The organism is Streptomyces sp. NPDC058001 (genome assembly GCF_042886315.1).
Classification (GTDB): domain Bacteria; phylum Actinomycetota; class Actinomycetes; order Streptomycetales; family Streptomycetaceae; genus Streptomyces.
Window position 1 is genome coordinate 401,970 of record NZ_JBHVQT010000007.1, and the last position, 19,579, is coordinate 421,548.

Annotated in this window: 17 protein-coding genes; 7 read left to right on the forward strand and 10 right to left on the reverse strand. The window is 69.9% G+C overall.

The features are described from left to right. Positions 1 to 265: 265 nt before the first annotated feature. A complete protein-coding gene (locus ACFVT5_RS19850) occupies positions 266 to 2,716 on the forward strand; it encodes a DNA topoisomerase (ATP-hydrolyzing) subunit A (protein WP_389889133.1) in 2,451 nt (816 codons plus the stop codon). Between the two features lie 39 nt (positions 2,717 to 2,755). Here the strand turns inward: ACFVT5_RS19850 and ACFVT5_RS19855 are convergent, their stop codons facing one another. Continuing rightward, complete coding sequence (locus ACFVT5_RS19855) at positions 2,756 to 3,922, reverse strand: CobW family GTP-binding protein (protein WP_389889452.1); 1,167 nt, start codon at positions 3,920 to 3,922, stop codon at positions 2,756 to 2,758. A gap of 273 nt (positions 3,923 to 4,195) precedes the next feature. Here ACFVT5_RS19855 and ACFVT5_RS19860 point away from each other — a divergent pair, with 273 nt between their 5' ends. Then, positions 4,196 to 4,960 carry a DUF6082 family protein gene (locus tag ACFVT5_RS19860; RefSeq protein WP_389889137.1) on the forward strand — a complete coding sequence of 255 codons (765 nt, stop codon included), beginning with the start codon at positions 4,196 to 4,198 and terminating at the stop codon, positions 4,958 to 4,960. Between the two features lie 82 nt (positions 4,961 to 5,042). Here the strand turns inward: ACFVT5_RS19860 and ACFVT5_RS19865 are convergent, their stop codons facing one another. Continuing rightward, positions 5,043 to 6,233: a citrate synthase gene (locus tag ACFVT5_RS19865; RefSeq protein WP_389889139.1), complete on the reverse strand. Its 1,191-nt coding sequence runs from the start codon at positions 6,231 to 6,233 to the stop codon at positions 5,043 to 5,045. Between the two features lie 110 nt (positions 6,234 to 6,343). On the opposite strand from ACFVT5_RS19865, the gene ACFVT5_RS19870 reads away from it, so the two are divergent. From ACFVT5_RS19870 to ACFVT5_RS19885, 4 genes are all read left to right on the forward strand, one after another. After that, on the forward strand, positions 6,344 to 7,606 hold the full coding sequence (locus ACFVT5_RS19870; protein WP_389889142.1) for a citrate synthase: 1,263 nt from the start codon (positions 6,344 to 6,346) through the stop codon (positions 7,604 to 7,606). Positions 7,607 to 7,730: 124 nt separating this feature from the next. Further along, a complete protein-coding gene (locus ACFVT5_RS19875) occupies positions 7,731 to 8,657 on the forward strand; it encodes a sucrase ferredoxin (RefSeq protein ID WP_389889144.1) in 927 nt (308 codons plus the stop codon). Positions 8,658 to 8,740: 83 nt separating this feature from the next. Next, the gene (locus ACFVT5_RS19880) at positions 8,741 to 10,429 is read left to right on the forward strand and encodes an ATP-binding protein (RefSeq protein ID WP_389889147.1); all 1,689 of its coding nucleotides are present in this window, start codon (positions 8,741 to 8,743) and stop codon (positions 10,427 to 10,429) included. Then, the gene (locus ACFVT5_RS19885; protein ID WP_389889150.1) at positions 10,426 to 11,106 is read left to right on the forward strand and encodes a response regulator; all 681 of its coding nucleotides are present in this window, start codon (positions 10,426 to 10,428) and stop codon (positions 11,104 to 11,106) included. Before ACFVT5_RS19880 ends, ACFVT5_RS19885 begins: the two co-directional genes overlap by 4 nt. 111 nt (positions 11,107 to 11,217) lie before the next feature. Here ACFVT5_RS19885 and ACFVT5_RS19890 read toward each other — a convergent pair whose 3' ends face one another. The 3 genes from ACFVT5_RS19890 to ACFVT5_RS19900 form a co-directional block, all read right to left on the reverse strand. Continuing rightward, the gene (locus ACFVT5_RS19890) at positions 11,218 to 12,270 is read right to left on the reverse strand and encodes an ABC transporter substrate-binding protein (protein ID WP_389889153.1); all 1,053 of its coding nucleotides are present in this window, start codon (positions 12,268 to 12,270) and stop codon (positions 11,218 to 11,220) included. A gap of 86 nt (positions 12,271 to 12,356) precedes the next feature. Beyond that, positions 12,357 to 13,223: an ABC transporter permease gene (locus ACFVT5_RS19895; protein WP_389889156.1), complete on the reverse strand. Its 867-nt coding sequence runs from the start codon at positions 13,221 to 13,223 to the stop codon at positions 12,357 to 12,359. Continuing rightward, positions 13,213 to 14,028: an ABC transporter ATP-binding protein gene (locus tag ACFVT5_RS19900; protein ID WP_389889159.1), complete on the reverse strand. Its 816-nt coding sequence runs from the start codon at positions 14,026 to 14,028 to the stop codon at positions 13,213 to 13,215. The genes ACFVT5_RS19895 and ACFVT5_RS19900 overlap by 11 nt, the downstream gene beginning before the upstream one ends. 147 nt (positions 14,029 to 14,175) lie before the next feature. On the opposite strand from ACFVT5_RS19900, the gene ACFVT5_RS19905 reads away from it, so the two are divergent. After that, positions 14,176 to 14,877, forward strand: a complete 702-nt coding sequence (locus ACFVT5_RS19905) for a response regulator (protein ID WP_389889162.1) — start codon at positions 14,176 to 14,178, stop codon at positions 14,875 to 14,877. A 79-nt stretch (positions 14,878 to 14,956) separates the two neighbouring features. On the opposite strand, the gene ACFVT5_RS19910 is transcribed toward ACFVT5_RS19905, so the two are convergent. The 5 genes from ACFVT5_RS19910 to ACFVT5_RS19930 form a co-directional block, all read right to left on the reverse strand. Next, positions 14,957 to 16,549 (reverse strand): cation acetate symporter, encoded by a 1,593-nt coding sequence (locus tag ACFVT5_RS19910; RefSeq protein WP_389889165.1) that lies wholly within the window; start codon positions 16,547 to 16,549, stop codon positions 14,957 to 14,959. Further along, entirely contained in the window at positions 16,546 to 17,016 is a 471-nt protein-coding gene (locus ACFVT5_RS19915; RefSeq protein WP_389889168.1) for a DUF485 domain-containing protein, read from the reverse strand. Before ACFVT5_RS19915 ends, ACFVT5_RS19910 begins: the two co-directional genes overlap by 4 nt. A 115-nt stretch (positions 17,017 to 17,131) precedes the next feature. Next, positions 17,132 to 17,821: a response regulator gene (locus ACFVT5_RS19920; protein ID WP_389889171.1), complete on the reverse strand. Its 690-nt coding sequence runs from the start codon at positions 17,819 to 17,821 to the stop codon at positions 17,132 to 17,134. Next, positions 17,818 to 18,969, reverse strand: coding sequence for a sensor histidine kinase (locus ACFVT5_RS19925; protein ID WP_389889174.1), 1,152 nt, complete (start codon positions 18,967 to 18,969; stop codon positions 17,818 to 17,820). The genes ACFVT5_RS19920 and ACFVT5_RS19925 overlap by 4 nt, the downstream gene beginning before the upstream one ends. Next, positions 18,966 to 19,490, reverse strand: coding sequence for a DUF1453 domain-containing protein (locus tag ACFVT5_RS19930; RefSeq protein ID WP_389889177.1), 525 nt, complete (start codon positions 19,488 to 19,490; stop codon positions 18,966 to 18,968). Before ACFVT5_RS19930 ends, ACFVT5_RS19925 begins: the two co-directional genes overlap by 4 nt. Positions 19,491 to 19,579: the final 89 nt, after the last annotated feature.

A 19,579-nucleotide genomic window follows, 5' to 3' on the forward strand; every position in this document is an offset into this window, starting at 1 on the left:
CCTGGCGAAGTTCCCGGCCGGGCTACGCCGAGAGCGAGCAGCGGTCTCCCGTACGGTACGGCCGGACCAGGGTCCGACCCGAGTGTGACCGGGGTGTGACCGGGGCCGATACGGGGGTCTCCGGGCCGGCGGATCGTCGGGTCGTGCGACCTCCTGGCACGTCCAACGGACGGGTCGCGGTCGGCGTTGTCAGTGGGGCGGTCCACAATGGTCCGCATCCGATTCCGTTCCATGCCCCGGCACAGTGTGAAGGAGCCGCAGCGCGATGGCCCGCCGCAGCACGAAGACCCCGCCGCCCGACGACTTCGAGGAGAAGATCCTCGACATCGACGTCGTCGACGAGATGCAGGGCTCCTTCCTTGAGTACGCATACTCGGTCATCTACTCCCGCGCGCTGCCCGACGCCCGCGACGGTATGAAGCCGGTACAGCGGCGCATCGTCTACCAGATGAACGAGATGGGCCTGCGCCCCGACCGCGGCTATGTGAAGTGCGCGCGCGTCGTCGGCGAGGTCATGGGCAAGCTCCACCCGCACGGCGACGCGTCGATCTACGACGCGCTGGTGCGCATGGCGCAACCGTTCTCCATGCGCCTGCCCCTCGTCGACGGCCACGGCAACTTCGGTTCCCTCGGCAATGACGACCCGCCGGCCGCGATGCGGTACACCGAGTGCCGGATGGCCGACGCCACCTCGCTGATGACCGAGTCCATCGACGAGGACACGGTCGACTTCTCGCCGAACTACGACGGCCAGGAGCAGGAGCCGGTCGCCCTCCCGGCCGCGTACCCGAACCTCCTGGTGAACGGCTCGTCGGGCATCGCCGTCGGCATGGCGACGAACATGCCGCCGCACAATCTCGGCGAGGTCATCGCCGCCGCCCGGCACCTCATCCGGCACCCGGGCGCGGACCTGGAGACCCTGATGCGGTACGTCCCGGGGCCCGACCTCCCCACGGGCGGCCGGGTCGTGGGCCTGTCCGGCATCAAGGACGCGTACGAGACGGGCCGCGGCACCTTCAAGATCCGTGCCACGGTCGCGGTCGAGACGGTGACGGCGCGCCGCAAGGGCCTGGTCGTCACGGAGCTGCCGTTCAGCGTCGGCCCCGAGAAGGTCATCGCGAAGATCAAGGACCTGGTCGGCTCGAAGCGGCTCCAGGGCATCGCGGACGTCAAGGACCTCACCGACCGTTCACACGGTCTGCGCCTGGTCATCGAGATCAAGAACGGCTTCGTCCCGGAAGCAGTCCTGGAGCAGCTCTACAAGCTGACGCCGATGGAGGAGTCCTTCGGCATCAACAATGTCGCCCTTGTCGACGGCCAGCCCCTCACGCTCGGTCTGAAGGAGCTGCTGGAGGTCTATCTCGACCACCGCTTCACCGTCGTACGGCGGCGCAGCGAGTTCCGCCGCAAGAAGCGGATGGACCGGCTGCACCTGGTGGAGGGCCTGCTCGTCGCGCTGCTCGACATCGACGAGGTCATCCGTCTGATCCGCTCAAGCGACAACTCCGCGCAGGCCAAGACGCGCCTCATGGAGCACTTCTCGCTCAGCGAGATCCAGACGCAGTACATCCTGGACACCCCGCTGCGCCGGCTCACCAGGTTCGACCGGATCGAGCTGGAGTCGGAGCGCGACAGGCTCAGCGCGGAGATCGCGGAGCTGACCCGGATCCTGGAGTCCGACGCGGAGCTGCGCAAGCTCGTCTCGGGTGAACTGGCCGCGGTGGCGAAGAAGTTCGCCACCGAGCGGCGGACGGTCCTGCTGGAGTCCTCGGGTACCACGGCCTCCGTGGTGCCCCTCCAGGTCGCCGACGATCCCTGCCGGGTGCTGCTGTCATCGACGGGCCTGCTGGCCCGCACGCCGAACGGCGAGCCGCTGGGTGAGCAGGACGGCCGTCGCACCAAGCACGACGTGATCCTGTCGTCCGTCCCCGCCACCGCGCGCGGTGAGGTCGGCGCCGTCACGTCCGCCGGGCGGCTGCTGCGGCTCGCCGTGGTCGACCTGCCGCAACTCCCGGACACGGCCACGGCGCCCAACCTCTCGGGCGGTGCACCGGTATCCGAGTTCCTCTCCCTGGAGGGCGACGAGACGCTGATCTGTCTGACCACGCTCGACGAGTCGTCCCCTGGCCTCGCGATCGGCACGGCCCAGGGCGTCGTCAAGCGGGTGGTGCCGGACTACCCGACGAACAAGGACGAGTTGGAGGTCATCTCCCTCAAGGACGGTGACCGGATCGTCGGCGCGGTCGAACTGAGCACCGGCGAGGAGGACCTCGTCTTCATCACGGACGACGCCCAACTGCTGCGCTATCAGGCGTCCCAGGTGCGTCCGCAGGGTCGTCCGGCGGGTGGCATGGCCGGCGTCAAGTTGACGGACGGCGCGAAGGTCATCTCGTTCACCGCCATCGATCCGGCGGCGGACGCCGTGGTGTTCACGGTCGCGGGCTCGCGCGGCACTCTCGACGACTCCGTCCAGACGACCGCCAAGTTGACGCCGTTCGACCAGTACCCGCGCAAGGGCCGCGCCACGGGTGGTGTGCGCTGCCAGCGGTTCCTGAAGGGCGAGGACTGTCTGAGCCTGGCGTGGGCGGGCCCGACGCCCCCGCGCGCGGCGCAGAAGAACGGCACACCGGTGGACCTGCCCGAGATCGACCCGCGCCGGGACGGATCGGGTGTGTCCCTGCCGAAGACGGTGGCGGTGGTGGCGGGCCCGGCGTGATCGAGGCAGGGGCCTGGGTCTGAGGGCCTTTGCCTTTGCCTACGAGGCTTGAAGGGGGTCGGGGATGCCGTCAGCGGTGTCCCCGATCTCGTCGGCCCGCTCGTGGTCCGGTACGTACCGCAGCACGCCCCACATGCTGTGCTCCTCGGGCGTGTCCTCGTCTGCGAGGACCTGGCAGGCATCGAGTTCCTTGCGCAAGCCGGTTTCGTCGACGCCGGTACCGATGAGGACGAGCTGAGTCATCCGCTCCTCGTCCCTGCCCCAGGGCTCCGGATAGAACCGCAGAAACCGCCCTACGGCGTGCACGGCGTAGCGGTTACGGGGATCGGCGGCGCCGAAGTCGACGTACCCCTTGATCCGGTAGAGCCCCATGGGCCGGCTGTCGAGGAGGTCCATGAGGCGCCGGGGGTGGAGGGGCGCGGCGGCACGGAAGGCGACGGAGGTGTAGGCGCTGTGGAGGTGGGGGCGGGGGTGGAAATGGGGCTGGGCGCCGTCGCAGTGGGCGCTTTCTGCGTGGGCGCCGTCGGGACAGGCCGGGCGGTGGTCGTGCTCACGACTTTCGTCCACGGCCACCAGGTCGTCGAAGGACAGTTGCCCGACCCGCTCCTCGACGGCCTTGCGGTCGAAGAGCAGCTCGGGGTCGATCCGCCCGTACGCGGCGGTGACGACGGCGGCCCGGTCGACCAGCGTGCCGACGAGCCCGAGCACCCGGTCGAGGTCCACGGGTGACACCCGGTCCGCCTTGTTCACGACGACGAGGTCGGCGATGCCGAGGTGCCGGTCCAGCTCGGGGTGCCGCTCCCTGGTGGCGTCGAACTCGACGGCGTCGACCACCTCCACGAGCCCCCCGTACACCACGCGGGGATTCTCACTGGCCAGCACCATCCGCACGAGTTCCTGCGGTTCGGCGAGCCCGCTGGCCTCGATGACGATGATGTCGATCCGGGCGGAGGGCCGGGTGAGCCGCTCCAGATAGGCATCGAGTTCACTGACATCAACGGCGCAGCACAGGCATCCGTTCCCGAGGGACACCGTCGAGTCCCCGAGTTGCCCGGCGACGGCCATGGCATCGATCTCGATCGCCCCGAAGTCATTGACGACAGCCCCGATACGACTCCCTCTGCTGCTGTGCAGTAGATGATTGAGCAGGGTGGTCTTCCCCGACCCCAAAAACCCCGCCAACACAACAACAGCCACCTGCCGCAACCTCACAACAACCCTCTTCCGCCCTGCTGCCTCCGGTCCCGCCGCGCCCGGCTTAGACGGCGAGGCCCTCTGCGGCAAGGCTCATACCACGAATGACTGGAGACGCCAGCATACGAGTGGGCGGAATGGGATGGCCGCACCACCCCGGCTCCGGTCGGATCAACATCCACCGGCCCCGGCTGCCGCTGCGCGGCGCCGACTTCACCTCCAGCTCCGGGTTTTCCGGTTGAAGCACTCGGGTAACTCTTCCCCGCTCTTTGAGGGAGGACCGAGGTGGCACGCGTTCCCGCCTGGCGTTCCGTGGCGCGGTTGAGTGTCTGGCTGACAGCGGCTCTCGCAGTGATCGCAGGGGTCGGTGCGGCCTCAGTGATTGTCAGCGGATGGCTGATAGACGGCGTCGAGCGAGCCAACGGCAGCAGGAGCGCCGCTGCGGAACGCAGCGATCTGGGAAGCTACTTCGACGCCGCCAGTGCTGTTTTCTCAGGTGTCGCCCTTCTTCTCCTCGTCATCACCCTGCTGATGCAGCAGCGCGAATTAAGAATGCAGCGACAGGAATTGTCTTTGCAGCGCACGGAGTTGGCCTCATCCCGGAATGAACTACGCAGGAGTGCGGCGGCGGACCTGCGAAGTCTTCACGTGCAATTGACTCAGATGCAGATGGATGACCCATCGCTCGCCGAGGTCTGGCACGACTACCCCGGCATGCCGCCCGAAGCGATGCGCCAGTATCTCTTCGCCAATCTCACTTTCGGCCACTATCTGCTCGCATACACCTGGGGCGACCACACCGAGGCCGAGATCCTCGTGTACGCGCGGAACCTGATGCGAAGTCCGGCATTCAGGCGCTATTGGGTGGCATCGAGGGAAGGAAAGACCGGCCTGCCCCCGGACAGTGAAGAGGGGCGCCTGTTCAGGATTTTCGAAAGTGCCATGGCGCAGGCGGATGACGTCAATGCCCAATCCCCGCCACCGCCCCGACGCGATCCAGCGCCGGGGGCACCAACCCCGGCTCCGGACACCCCAACCGGCACCGGGTGAGTCCAGGGCGGGAACTCGCTGGTGGAAGCGTCCGGGACAGGAGCGCGCAGACACTTACGTCAGCGCGTTGCCATCCACCCCCTCAGGCCGCCGCCGGCACCGGAACCGGTGCCCCCGGACCCACATACCGCGCCGCCGGGCGGATGATCTTCGAGTCCTCGGACTGTTCCAGGATGTTGGCGCTCCAGCCCACCATCCGTGCCGCCGCGAACGTCGGCGTGAACATCTCGCGCGGCAACCCGCAGAGTTCCATGACGACCCCCGCGTAGAACTCCACGTTCGTGTGAAGCTCGCGGCCGGGCTTCAGCTCCGCGAGGATCGCCTCCACCTGCCGTTCGACCTCGACGGCGAAGTTCACCAGGGGGCCGCCGAACTCCTGGGCGATCCCCTTCAGCATGCGGGATCGAGGGTCCTCGGTGCGGTACACGGGGTGCCCGAACCCCATGATCCGGTCGCCCGCGAGGACTCGTTCACGAATCCAGGCGTCAATACGGTCCGGACTCCCGATGGCATCGATCGTGTCGAGCGCCCGACTCGGCGCACCCCCGTGCAACGGCCCGGACAGCGCCCCGATCGCCCCGACCAGACACGCCCCGACATCGGCCCCGGTCGACGCGATCACCCGAGCCGTGAACGTCGATGCGTTGAAGCCGTGATCAATGGTTGAGATCAAGTATTGCTCGACGGCACGGGCCCGCTCCGGCGCCGGCTCCGAACCCGTCAACATGTAGAGGTAGTTGGCCGCGAACGACAGATCCTCGCGCGGCTCCACGGGATCAAGTCCCCGCCCGAGCCGGTACAGCGCGGTGAGCAGCGTGGGCGCGACGGCACAGGCGGCGAGCGTGTCCTCCCTGCGCCGCTCCGCGTCGAGGTCGTACACGGGCCGGAACCCCTGACCGGCGCCGAACAGCGAGAGCCCCGTACGGAGTCCGGCCAGCGGCCCCGACCGGCCACTGGCGGCGGCGACGGCGGGCAGCACGGCCCGCAGATCGTCGGGCAGCCCGCGCAGGGCCGCCGTACGCGCGGTGAAGGCGGCGGACCGCGCGGCGTCCGGTAGTTCGCCGTGGACCATGAGGTGCCAGACATCCTCGAAGCCGCGGGTCTTCGCCAGTTCGACGGCCGAGTACTGGCGGTAGTGGTAGAAGCCCTCGCGCCCCCGGACATCGCCGAGTGCCGTATCGGTGACGACGACGCCGGCGAGTCCTCGCGGTACCTCGACAGGAGCGGTGACGCCGGTCGTGTGGACGGCGGCTCTGGTCGCATTGATGGACATGGTGTTGCCTCTGCTTCCTCCCTGGACTTGATTCGACTGTCCATGCTTGACTCTAATCCTGTCAATATTGATTCAATCAATGCCATGGCTACGCGGATACGGTGACGCGCATGACGGATCAGGAACCCATGCGGCAGGTGGACGAAGGGCAACGGCTCACCACCAGGGAGACTGCCGAACTCCTCGGCGTGAAGCCGGAAACCGTGTACGCCTACGTCAGCCGCGGCCAGCTCAGCAGCCGCCGCGGCCCGGGTGGACGCGGCAGCACCTTCGACGCCCAGGAGGTCGAGTCCCTGGCGGGCCGCAACAGACGCGAGCGGGTCGCGACCCCGTCCACAGCCGATCTCTCGGTCCGCACCCGGATCACATTGATCGAGAAAGACCGGTACTACTACCGGGGCGTGGACGCGGCGGAGCTGGCCGCACGGCACTCGTACGAGGAGGTCGCGGAATGGCTGTGGACCGGGGTGCTGCGGCCGGGCATCGCGTTCACCGCCCCCAAGGCGTCCGGCAGGGCGGCCCGCCGCGCGGTCGACGCGCTCCCGGAGCTGAGCGGCCCCACGGACCGGCTGCGCGTCGCCGCCATCGCCGCCGCCGCGGCCGACCCGCTCCGCTTCGACCTGTCCGAGACAGCCGTCCTGGGCACGGCCCGCACGCTCATCCCCACCCTCGTCGCCGCGCTCCCACCGGCGCGCCAGACGCATCGCGACGAGGGCTCCCTCGCCCGGCGGCTGTGGGCGCGGCTGACCGGCCGCCCGGCCGACGACGCGTCACTGCGCGTCCTGGACACGGCACTCGCCCTCCTCGTCGACCACGACCTCGCCGCGTCGACCCTGGCGGTCCGGGTCGCCGCGTCGGCGCGCGCGCACGCGTACGCGGCGGTGTCGGCCGGTCTGGGCGTCCTGGAGGGCCCCCTGCACGGCGCGGCGAGCGGCCTCGCGCACCGGATGCTCCTGGATGTGCTCGACCGGGGCAACGCGGCCCCCGTAGTCGCCGACGAACTACGCGCGGGACGCCGTATCCCGGGCCTCGGACATCGGCTCTACCCGGGCGACGACCCCCGCGCGCGGGCGCTGTTCACCCTGCTGGAAGACGTCCCCGGGGCAACGCCGGCACTCGCCGCGGCCCAGGACGTCGTCACCACCACGGCCCGCCACACGGACCTGCACGCCAATGTGGACCTCGCTCTGTCCGTCCTGACGGTCTCCTCGGGGATGCCCGCCGAAGCAGGCGAGACGATCTTCGCCGTGGCCCGGACGGCAGGATGGATCGCCCACGCTCTGGAGGAGTACCAGGAGCGTCCCCTGCGGATGCGGCCGAGCGGCCAGTACGTCGGCCCACGCCCGCCGCAGCCCCTCCCGCACGCCGGGTGACCGTCCCGCGCGCGGAGTGCGCCCGCGTCCATGGGTTCCGTGGGTTCCGTGGGTCCGGATCGGGCTCCCGCGCGCGAGGAGTGCCGGAAATCGACCTCTCTCAAGGCAGGTTAGGCTCACCTCTGTGAGTACGTGCGCCACCGCTTCGCGGGACCTGGACGAGCCCCTCGCCGGGACCGCGGCCACCGCCAGGACCTGGCTGCTGCTCGAACAACCAGGCCCCTGGGGCGCCAAGGCGCTCACATCGAGCCATCTGGACCCCACCGTGGGCCGCGCGCTGGAAGCCGCCGCCGAGGGTACGGGCGTACGGGTCGCGCTCATCCGCAGGCCCGGCCGGCACGCGGACCGCCACGCGCCGACGTCCCGGCACGTGTACGTGGCGCACACCGTCCCGGGCAACGCCTGGCTTCGTGAGGCCACCACGGACGACCCCGCCCGCCTGCTCGGCCTGGACTTCGCCGCACTCGGCGCGGGCGATCACGGCAGCGTCGGCCGGGTCCTGGGCGCCCGGCCCCACACCGGGTCCCCGCTCGCCCTCGTGTGCACCAACGGCAAACGCGACCGCTGTTGCGCCCTCCTGGGCCGCCCCCTCGCCTCGGAACTCGTCGACTCCGGCGAGGAAGGCGTCTGGGAGGTCACACACCTCGGCGGCCACCGCTTCTCGCCGACCCTGCTGGTGCTGCCCCACGGATACGCGTACGGCCGCGCGGAGGCACCCCACGTCAAAGGCGTGCTCGACGCGATCCGTGACGGCCGGGTCGTCACGGAGGGGTGCCGCGGCAGTTCCGCCTGGGAGCGCCCCGGTCAGGCCGCCGAGCTGGCGGTGCGTACCTCGACGGGCGAGAGGGCGGCGGGTGTCCTCGGCGTCCTGGAGACGGACGGCACCGCCCCGCGCTGGGAAGTGACCGTCGCGCACGCGGACGGCAGGCGCTGGCGCGTGACCGTGGCCCAGGGCGCCTCGCTGCCGCCCAGGCCGGAGAGCTGCGGCGCCGCACTGGGGTCCCCCGCGCGCATGGACGTCGTCGCGGTACGGCAGCTCACTCCGGTGTGAGGGCGCCGGGCCCGCCGATGGTCACGAGATCCCCGCCACAGGGACTACGGCGAAGCCGCCGGTGCCCCGTACCGTTCGTACGCATGAGCCCGACCTCCTCCAAGCGAAGACTGCGCCTCGGCCTGCCCCGGCGGGTCTTCTCGCAGGTCCTGCTGATGCAGCTGGCGATCGCGGCCGGCGTCGCCGTCCTCGCCACGGGACTCTTCCTCGCGCCGCTGAGCGACCAGCTCGACGACCAGGCGATGCGCCGTGCCCTCGCCATCGCGCAGACCACGGCCGCGCAGCCCCGGATCGCGGAGGACCTGAAGGCGTCCCTGCCGACGGTCGACGGCCCCGTGCAGGCCGAGGCGGAGCGGATCCGCCGGGCCAGTGGCGCCGAGTACATAGTGATCATGAACATGGACGGGGTGCGCTGGTCGCACACCGACATCAGTGAGATCGGCAGGGTCGTCTCCACGGATCCCAGCGTCCCGCTCTCGGGCAAGGAGATCATGGAGATCGACAACGGCACCCTCGGCCGCTCCGCGCGCGGGAAGGTGCCGCTGCGGGACGCGCACGGCACCGTCATCGGCGCGGTGTCGGTCGGCATCGCGTACGAGAGCGTGCGGGCCCGGCTGATCCAGTCGATCCCCGGACTGCTCGCCTACGCGGGCGGGGCGCTCGCCGTGGGCGCCCTGGCCGCGTACCTGATCTCCCGGCGGGTCCAGCGGCAGACCCGCGACCTCGCGTTCTCCGACATCTCCGCACTGCTCGCGGAGCGTGAGGCGATGCTGCACAGCATCCGCGAGGGCGTCGTCGCGCTGGACCGCGGCGGCCGGATCCGGCTGCTGAACGACGAGGCGCAGCGCCTCCTGGGGCTGGGCACGGAGGTCGTCGGAGAGCCCCTGGACGCCGCTCTGGGCGCCGGACGCACCACCGACGTGCTGGCGGGCCGGGTGACCGGCACGGACCTGCTGACGGTCCGTGGACAGCGCGTCCTGATCGCCAACCGGATGCCCACCGACGACGGAGGCGCCGTCGCCACCCTGCGCGACCGCACCGAACTGGAACAGCTCGGCCGCGAACTCGACTCCACCCGGGGACTGATCGACGCCCTGCGCGCGCAGGACCACGAGCACGCCAACCGCATGCATACCTTGCTCGGCCTGCTGGAACTTGAGATGTACGACGATGCCGTCGAGTACGTCGGTGAGGTCGCCGGCGCCCACCGGGTCACCGCCGAGCAGATCACCGAGAAGATCCAGGACCCGCTCCTCGCGGCCCTCCTCGTGGGCAAGGCGACGGTCGCGGCGGAACGCGGCGTGACGCTCTCCGTCTCACCCGACACGGCCCTGCCCGACCGGCTCGTCGACCCGCGTGGGCTGGTGACCGTCGTCGGCAACCTGGTGGACAACGCTCTGGACGCCGCCGCCGGTACCGGGCACGCGCGCGTGGAGGTCGTTCTGCGCGCCGAGGGCAGGACCGCGGTGCTGCGGGTACGCGACACGGGGCCCGGGGTACCGGCCGACCAGCGCGAGGCGATCTTCACCGAGGGGTGGACCACGAAGAAGCCGCCGGCCCACGGCAAGCGCGGCATCGGGCTCGCCCTGGTCCGCAGGCTGGCGGAACGGCAGGGCGGCAGCACCGAGGTCGGCGAAGCCCCGGACGGTGGCGCCGAGTTCATCGTCGTCCTGCCCGACGCCCTGACGGAGTCGGAACTGACGCACGCGTCCGTCCCGAGGGGCACGTCGGAGCCGGCGAACGGCGTGGCAAGCACGGAGGAAACACGTTGATCGAGGTCCTGGTCGTGGACGACGACGTCCGTGTCGCGACCGTCAATGCCGCGTACGTCGGAAAAGTTCCCGGTTTTCGGGTGACGGCGAAGGCGCACAGTGCCGGCGAGGCCCTGGCACTGCTGGAGCGCCACCCGGTCGACCTGGTCCTGCTCGACCACTACCTGCCTGACGAGACCGGCCTGGACGTCGTCCGCAGACTGCGCGAGGGCGGCCACCGGACGGACGTCATCATGGTGACCGCCGCGCGCGACGTCGGCACGGTCCAGGCGGCGATGCGGCTGGGCGCGCTGCAGTACCTCGTCAAGCCGTTCTCGTTCTCGGGGCTGCGCACCAAACTGGAGGCGTACGCCGCCCTGCGCCGCACCCTGGAGGGCGGCGGAGAGGCCGAACAGGCGGAGGTGGACCGCATGTTCGGTGCCCTCTCGGTCCCGTCCGGGGCACCGGAGCTGCCCAAGGGCCACTCCCCCACGACCGCCGAACTGGTGCGCCGCGCCCTCATGGGCGCCGACGGCCCGCTGTCGGCGCAGGAACTGGCGGACCGCACCCAGTTGAGCCGCCAGACGGCGCAGCGCTACCTCAAACTCCTGGAACGCGCGGGTCGCGTCCGGCTCAGCCTCAAGTACGGCGAGACGGGCCGCCCCGAGCACCGCTACGCGTGGGCGCCACCCGTGTGAGACGCGCGCGTAGGTGGGTCCGGGCGCCGGGTCCGCGCGGGCGGACGTGAGCCGGACAGATGTGAGCCCCCGCGGGCGGGGAACCGCGGGGACTCACCGGGAAGGGCTGATTCAGCCCTGGGCCTTCTCCACGAACTCGGTGGTGAAGGTCTTGGACAGATCAACCTTGGCGTTCTTGAGGTTGGGGTTGAACGACTTGAGTACCCGCTCAACAGTTGCCGGACCGTCCGCCGGCATGACGCCGTCCGTGGTGAACATCGGCAAGGTGCTCTTGATCGCCTCCGCGTACAGCTTCTGGCCGCCCTGCGCGTAGTCGGCGGGCATCTTCGCCGCGATCTCCTCCGGGCTGTGCGTGGACATCCACTTGAGGGTCTTCACAAAGGCATTGGCGAGCTTCTGGACGGTGTCCTTGTGACCGTTGACCCAGTCAGTGTTCATGTACAGACTTGACGACGGATACGCACCGCCGAGTGCCTGCTTGGATCCCTCCGGCGTCCGCATGTCGATCAATACGGTGCCGAGCTTCTTCTCCAGGATGTTGGCGACGGTCGGGTCCGTCGTCATACCGGCCTCGATGGACCCCTGCTGCAACGCGGCGATGAAGGTCTGTCCCGCTCCCACCGCCACGGGCGTGAACTCGCTCGTCTCCACACCGTCGTTGACGGCGAGATACTTGGTGAGGAAGTCCGTGGACGAGCCGAGGCCGGTGACACCGAGCTTCTTGCCCTTGAAGTCCTTCGGGGACTTGATGTCGCCGGCGGCCTTGGTGGACACGATCTCGACCTCGCCGGGCGCGTGCGAGAACTGCACCACGGACTCGACCTCCTTGCCCTTGACCTGAAGGTCGAGGGTGTGGTCGTAGAAGCCGACGGTGCCCTGCACATCGCCCGAGACGAGAGCCGTCTCGGCCTGTACACCGGCCGGCTCGGTCAACAGTTGAACGTCAACACCCTCGTCCTTGAAGTAGCCGAGCTGCTGCGTGAGCATCGCGGGCATGTAGATGACCTTGTCGAGACCACCCACCATGATCTTGACCTTCGGAGAGCCGTCCTTGCTCGTCGAGCCGGAGTCGCCGCAGCCGCTGAGAAGAGTCAGTCCGGCGAGCACGCTCAACGCCACCGCGCCCGCTCCGACCGCTGACGTCGCTCTGCTGGTGCCACGCATGTTCATCACGTCCTTTGGGGTTGTGCCAGAAAAAGGCGCCGACCGGCCGACAGGGCGGCGCCGAAGAGATGTCCGGGAACGCGCTGTCACTGCTCGGTGCCGGGTTCCGCGGGCCGCCACTTGAAGAGGCGCCGTTCCGCGAAGGTGAGCAGGCCCTCGGTGAGCAGGGCGACGATCGCGAGGATCGCCATGGCCGCGTACACGCCGGCGGCGTTGAACGTGCCCTGGGAGGCCGCGACGAGCAGGCCGAGGCCCTTGGTCGCGCCGATGTACTCGCCGACGATCGCGCCGATCAGGGCGAAGCCGAAGCTCACGTGGAGGCTGGTGAAGATCCAGGAGGTGGCGGACGGAATGACCACCTGGAAGGTGACCCGCCGGTTGCTCGCGCCCAGGATGCGGGCGTTGGCGACGAGATTGCGGTCGACCTCCCGCGCGCCCTGGAAGGCGTTGAAGAAGACGGGGAAGAACACGAGGACCACGGCCGACGCGACCTTGGATGCCGGTCCCAGACCGAACCAGATCAGGAAGATCGGCGCCAGGACGATCCGTGGAATCGCGTTGAGGACCTTGATGTACGGGCCCACCACATCGGCGAGGAAGCGGATCCTGCCGAGCGTGATACCGAGGACCACACCACCGGCGACACCCACGACCCAGCCGAGGAGGGCCTCGTAGAGCGTGTACCAGATCTGTTCCCACAGGGAGCCTTGGGCGGTGCCGTCGACCGCCCAGACGCGCATCTGTTCCCAGATCTTGGACGGCATGGAGAAGTTGAACGGGTCGATGACCTCGGTGCGAGCCATGACCTCCCAGAGGACGATGACCGCGACGAGGAGCAGGCCACGGCTTCCGTAGACGAGGAAGCGGCGGTTACGGGCCGCCCGCACGCGGGCACGGGTGCGTTCCGTGGGCGCTGTCTTGGTGAGGGGCACGTCGAGCGTCTCATGCGACATCGGCGGCACCCCTCTCGCGGGTGATGCGGACCTCTTCGCCGAGCGACACCCAGATCTCGCGGTAGATCTCCACGAACCTGGGTTCCAGGCGGATCGACTCGACCTTGCGCGGGCGCGGCAGATCGATCTCGAAGATCTGCTTGACCGTCGCCGGGCCCGCGGTCATGACGACGACCTTGTCGGCCAGGGCGATGGACTCCTCCAGGTCGTGGGTCACGAAAACGACCGACGCGCCCGTGCCTGCCCACAGTTCGAGGAGTTCGTCCGACATCAGTGCCCGGGTCTGGACGTCGAGCGCCGAGAACGGCTCGTCCATGAGCAGGATCTCGGGGTCGTTGACGAAGGTCGACGCGAGCGCGACGCGCTTGCGCTGGCCGCCGGAGAGCTGGTGCGGGTAACGATCCTCAAAAGTCGAGAGGCCGACGCGGTCCAGCCATTCACGGGCGCGGGCCTTGGCCTCCGCCTTGGGAACGCCTCGGAAGCGGGGGCCTGCCATCACATTGGACAGGACCGTGCGCCATGGGAAGACGGCGTCCTGCTGGAAGACGAAGCCGACCTTGTCGCCGATGCCGCGCACGGGCTCACCCGCGACGAGTACATCGCCCTCGGTGGGCTCCTCCAGGCCGCTGACCAGGGTGAGTGTGGTCGATTTGCCGCAGCCGGTGGGGCCGACCACTGCGACGAACTCGCCCTGCTCGACCGTCAGGTCAAGTGCCCGCACGGCGGTGTGCAGGGCCCCGGACGGCGTACGGAACGCCTTGCCGGCGCCCCTCAGCTCTATCGCGGGGTTGGTGTCTCTACTCATGGACCGGGACCGTAGGCCCGCCTTGGGTCACTGCGGGATCCTTGTGCGCGCTGGCCCATCTTCTGCTTGCAAACCCCTGTTGTGCTCGTTTTGCTCGCGCTACAACAACCAAGCCGAAACATGGGCTTAACGAGAAAGGCCCAATCGATGATTGACGTCCTGGTCGTGGACGACGACTTCCGTGTCGCAGAGATCAACGCGCGGTACGTCGCCAAGGTTCCCGGCTTCCGTGTGGTCGCGCGCGCCCACGACGCCGCCCAGGCGTTCGCCACCGTGCAGCGCGAGCGGATCGATCTCGTCCTGCTCGACCACTACCTGCCCGACGAGACCGGTCTCGCTCTGGTGCAGCACATGCGCCAACTCGGCCACCGCACCGACGTCATCATGATCACGGCGGCGGGCGATGTGACGACGGTGCAGGAGGCCATGCGTCTGGGGGCGCTGCACTACCTGGTGAAGCCGTTCACCTTCGGCGCGCTGCGCTCCCGCCTTGAGGCGTACGCGGCGCTGCGGCGCACGGTGGACCGGGTCGGCGGCAGTGGCAGCGGTATCGCGGTACAAGAGCAGGTCGACCGGATCTTCGGCGCGCTGCGTACCACCACGGCCGCCCCTGCCCAGGGCCTGCCGAGCGGGCACTCGCTGCCCACGACGGACCTCATCTGCGGGGTGCTGCACCGGGCCGCCCAGCCCCTCTCGGCACACGAGGTGGCGGCGGAGACGGGCCTGAGCCGCTCCACGGCGCAGCGCTATCTGCGCCATCTGGAACAGGCGGGGCGCCTCCGCCTCACCCTGCGCTACGGCGACACGGGCCGACCGGAACACCGGTACGCGTGGGTCGCCCCGGGCTGAGTCCCGGCCGCCGGGACCACCGCCCGTCGTGTACGCCGACCGACGGCCACGGGTGACGGGCCTGCCGCGTCGGCCCAGGTCAGACCGCTCCCGCGCCGGTGAGCGACCGTACCTCCGTCTCCGCGTGCTTGGCCTCGTCGGCGGGCTCGGCGGACGTCATGGTGCCCAGCCAGCCGGCCAGGAACCCCAGCGGAATGGAGACCAGGCCCGGGTTCTCCAGCGGGAAGAACTGGAGGTCCACGCCCGGGAACAGGGAGGTCGGGCTCCCGGAGACCACGGGCGACAGCAGCACCAGCACCAGCGCCGGAATCAACCCTCCGTACACCGACCACACGGCTCCCCTCGTCGTGAAGCTCCGCCAGAACAGCGAGTACAGCAGCACCGGCAGGTTCGCCGACGCGGCGACCGCGAACGCCAGGCCCACCAGGAAGGCCACGTTCAGATCCCGCGCGAGCAGCCCGAGGCCGATCGCGACGACGCCGATCCCGACCGCGGCGATCCGCGCCACCGCTACCTCGCTGTGCTGCTTCGCGTGCCGCCTGCGCAGTGACGCGTACAGGTCGTGCGCGACGGACGCGGACGAGGCGAGCGTGATCCCGGCGACGACGGCGAGGATCGTGGCAAAGGCGACCGCGGCCACGATCGCGAACAGAACCGTTCCTCCGGTGGAGTCCGCGCCGCCGCCCACGTCGAGGGCGAGCAGCGGAACCGCCGTGTTCCCGGCCGGGTTCGACGCACGCACCGCGTCGGAGCCCAGGATCGCGGCGGCGCCGAAGCCCAGCACGATCGTCATCAGGTAGAAGCTGCCGATGAGACCGATGGACCAGACGACCGAGCGGCGGGCGGCCCGCGCGGTCGGCACGGTGTAGAAGCGGGACAGGATGTGCGGCAGTCCGGCGGTACCCAGGACGAGCGCGAGGCCCAGGCTGATGAAGTCGAACCGCGACGTCCAGTCCCCGCCGTACTTCAACCCCGGTACGAGGAAGTCCGCACCGTGTCCGCTGCGCGCGGCGGCGGTACGCAGCAGTTGGTCGAAGTCACCGTGGAAGCGCACCAGGACGAGCACGGTGAGCGCGATCGCACCGCCCATCAGCAGGACCGCCTTGACGATCTGGATCCACGTGGTGGCCCGCATCCCTCCCAACGACACATAGATGACCATGAGCGCACCGACCCCGATGACGGTCCACGTCTGAGCCGCCTCGCCGGTGCCTCCCAGCAGCAGCGCGACCAGGCTGCCCGCCCCCACCATCTGCGCCACCAGATAGAGAACGGACACGGTCACCGAGGAAGTTCCCGCCGCGATACGAACAGGCCGCTCGCTCATCCGGGCGGCGACGACGTCGGCAAGGGTGAACCTCCCGCAGTTGCGGACCAGTTCGGCGACGAGGAAGAGCACGACGAGCCAGGCGACGAGAAAGCCCACCGAGTACAGCAGGCCGTCGTAGCCGAAGAGCGCGATGAGTCCGGAGATACCGAGGAAGGACGCCGCCGACATGTAGTCACCGGCGATGGCGAAACCGTTCTCCATGGGCGTGAACAGCCGTCCGCCCGCGTAGAACTCCTCCGGCGAACCATGGCGGTTACGGCTCACCCACGTGGTGATCCCCAGCGTGACAGCCACGAACGCGCTGAACAGCAGCAGTGCCAGCGTCTGGTGATGCCCCGTCACCGGCCGATCCCCCGTGTCAGCTCCTGTGTGTCCCACCGGAGGTCGAGGGCCGCACGGTCTCGACGCAGCCGGGCATGCCGGGCATACGCCCAGGTCAACAGGAAGGTCGACAGGAACTGTCCGAGTCCCGCGACCATCGCCACGTTCACGGCGCCGACCACCTGCCGCGCCATCAGTTCCGGCGCGGTGGTCGCGGCCACGACATAGGCGAGGTACCAGGTGAGGAAGATCGCGACGGCGGGAACGACGAACCTTCGATACCGGCTGCGCACTTCCTGGAAAGCGGCGCTCTGCTGCACCTCCAGGTAGACGCTGCTCGCGCTCCGCTCCTGCGAGGCGGCCTGGGGCGGTACGACCGGGGCGGGTGCCCCCGCGCCGTCCCATTCACCCCAGCCGGAGGCAAGCGCGTCGTACCAGGGGTCGTCGAACCGGGCCTCCCCGGTTTTCCGCCCGTCGTGCTTCTTCACCGGTGTCTCCTTGTCCGCGGCCCGTACGGCCGCGTGCCCAAGGATGGGCAGAACAGGAAGATCCCGGACTCTTCTCCCCCCGCTCTTCACTCCATCAGGTGATGGACGCGCCGGATCAGGTGAGAGATGTGCCCGGCGGTGTCACCAATCCGCGTGCATACGCGTAACGCACCGCCTGCGCACGGTCCTTGAGCCCGGTCTTCGCGAAGAGGTTGTTGATGTGGGTCTTCACGGTGGCGGTGGAGACATGGAGCCTGTGGGCGATCTCCTGATTGGTGAGCCCCTCGGCGATCAGCACCAGCACCTCCGTCTCCCGCGCGGTGAGACCGTCGGGCGGCTCCACGACCGGGATCAGAGCCGGCGGTCTGGACAGCCGCTCCAGCAGACGCCGTTGGATACTCGGCGAGAGCCCCGCGTCTCCGGACAGGACGCTGTGCACGGCCCGTACGATCTCGTCGCCCCCCGCGTCCTTGGTGAGATACCCGCGCGCGCCCGCCTCAAGGGCCGGGAACAGCGAGTCGTCGTCGGCGTATGTGGTGAGCACGACCACGTGCGTCCCCGGATACCCCGCACGGATGCGCCGTGTCGCCTCGACGCCGTCGCAGCGCGGCATCCGCAGATCCATCAGCACGACGTCCGGGGCGAGTTCGGCCACCAGCGCGACCGCCTCCTCGCCGTCGCCCGCCGCCCCGACGACCTCGATGCCGGGCAGCAGACCCAGCAGCATGACGATGCCCTCCCGCACCACGGTCTGGTCGTCGGCGACGACCACGCGCGCGGTACGCCCGGTGCTCTCCTCCGTCATACGGGCACCTTCAACGTCACTGCGAAGCCCTCCTCGTACGGCCCGGCCTCCAGGGAGCCGCCGAGTAGTTCGGCACGCTCCCGCATCCCCAACAGACCGTACCCGGCGCCGGAGCCCGCGAGATCACCCGGCGAGCCGCCCGAGTCCCGCACATCGAGCGTCACGTCGTCGTCGCCGTAGCTCAGATGCACCGCGACCTTCGCGCCCGGTGCGTGCTTGCGCGCGTTGGTGACCGCTTCCTGCGCGACGCGGCGCACCGCCTGCGACGCCTCCGCCGACAGGGCCCGCCGCTCCCCGTCGACCAGGACCTCGGCCCCCGCCGACGCCGTGACCAGTTCGCGCAGGTACTCCTCCAGGGGCGACATCTCACCCCGGAGCGCGGACAGGGCCTGCCGGGTCTCGTCGAGCCCGTCCCGGGCCATCCCGCGCGCGGCCACCACCCTGTCGAGGATCTGCCCGCGGTCCGCCCCCCGCTCGATCAGGAGCCGCGCCGCCTCCAAGTGCACAAGCTGCGCGGAGAGGCTGTGTGCCAGGACGTCGTGGATCTCCCGAGCGATCCGGGCCCGCTCCGCGAGGGCAGCCGACTCCGCCTCGGCCACGCGGGCAGCACGCTCCTGAGCGAGCAGCCGCTGTGTGTTGCCCCGCGCCTCGGCGTCCAGCCGCAGGACGTATCCGGCGAGGCCCAGGCCCGCCGTGGTGATCGCCGTCGTCAGCCACACGTCGTCGTTGACCAGGACGTAGGCGGCGAGGGCCGCCGCCGTGGTCGGCACCGCGGCCACCAGCGGGAGTCGCTCCAGGCCGACGACGGCGCAGCCGCACCACAGCACGAGCGCCGGCACCGGGAACCCGGCCTGTTCCGCGACAATGCCCGCGCCCATCAACAGCGTGAGCAGTCCCAGGGACGGCCACAGCAGATGGTGGTAGGTCGTACGGAAGAAACCCCACGCCGCCGCCGCGCTGCCGATCACCCCCAGCGCCCCGACGACCGCCTCCCAGCCGTGCACCCCCTTGTGGGCGACCGCGCCCCACAGCAGGACGCCGATCACGACCACCCGCACGGTCCAGGCGAGGACGCGCCGCGCTGTGCTCATGCCCGCCCGGGAGAGTGCCTCCCGGGTGGGCCAGGTGGTCCAGACGCTCCGCGTCACCTGCGGTCCCTCCACGTCGACACCGGCACGTCGTCACCGTACGCCGTGGCCTGCGCGTACGTGGGGTGGACGGACTGGGCACGCCAGGCCAGCACTCCGGAACGCACCAGGAGGGACGCGGCGAGGCCGAGGAGCAGGGCACCCGATCCCTGGTGCACGCCGATCAGGGCGCCGGCCCCGACCAGGCCGAGGCGGAGAGCTATGCCGCCGGCCCACACAGCCGCCGTGGCCTTTGTGCCCTTCGACCACACGGAGCCGTCAGCCTCGGACCAGACGCGGCTGGTCCAGCCCCACGCGGCTCCCATCAGCAGGCCGACGAGCAGTTCGACGGTGAGCAGGACGCCCGACGCGGCAGCGTGGTGGGAGTCGACGGTGCCGGGCTCCCGCAGGCCGAGGAACAGCAGGACGACCGGCACGATCCACCAGCGCCTGGCGTCCCGTATCGGCTGAGGTCGCGTCTGGCGGACGGCGATCAGCACGACCACGGCGACGACCACCAGAACATTGGCAAGGCCGGGCATCGAGTGCCTCCGAAGGGCGAGGAAGACGGATGTGATGACGCCTTCGACGCTACGGAAAGGGCCTGGTCAGGAGATCGGAGCAGGGGTGG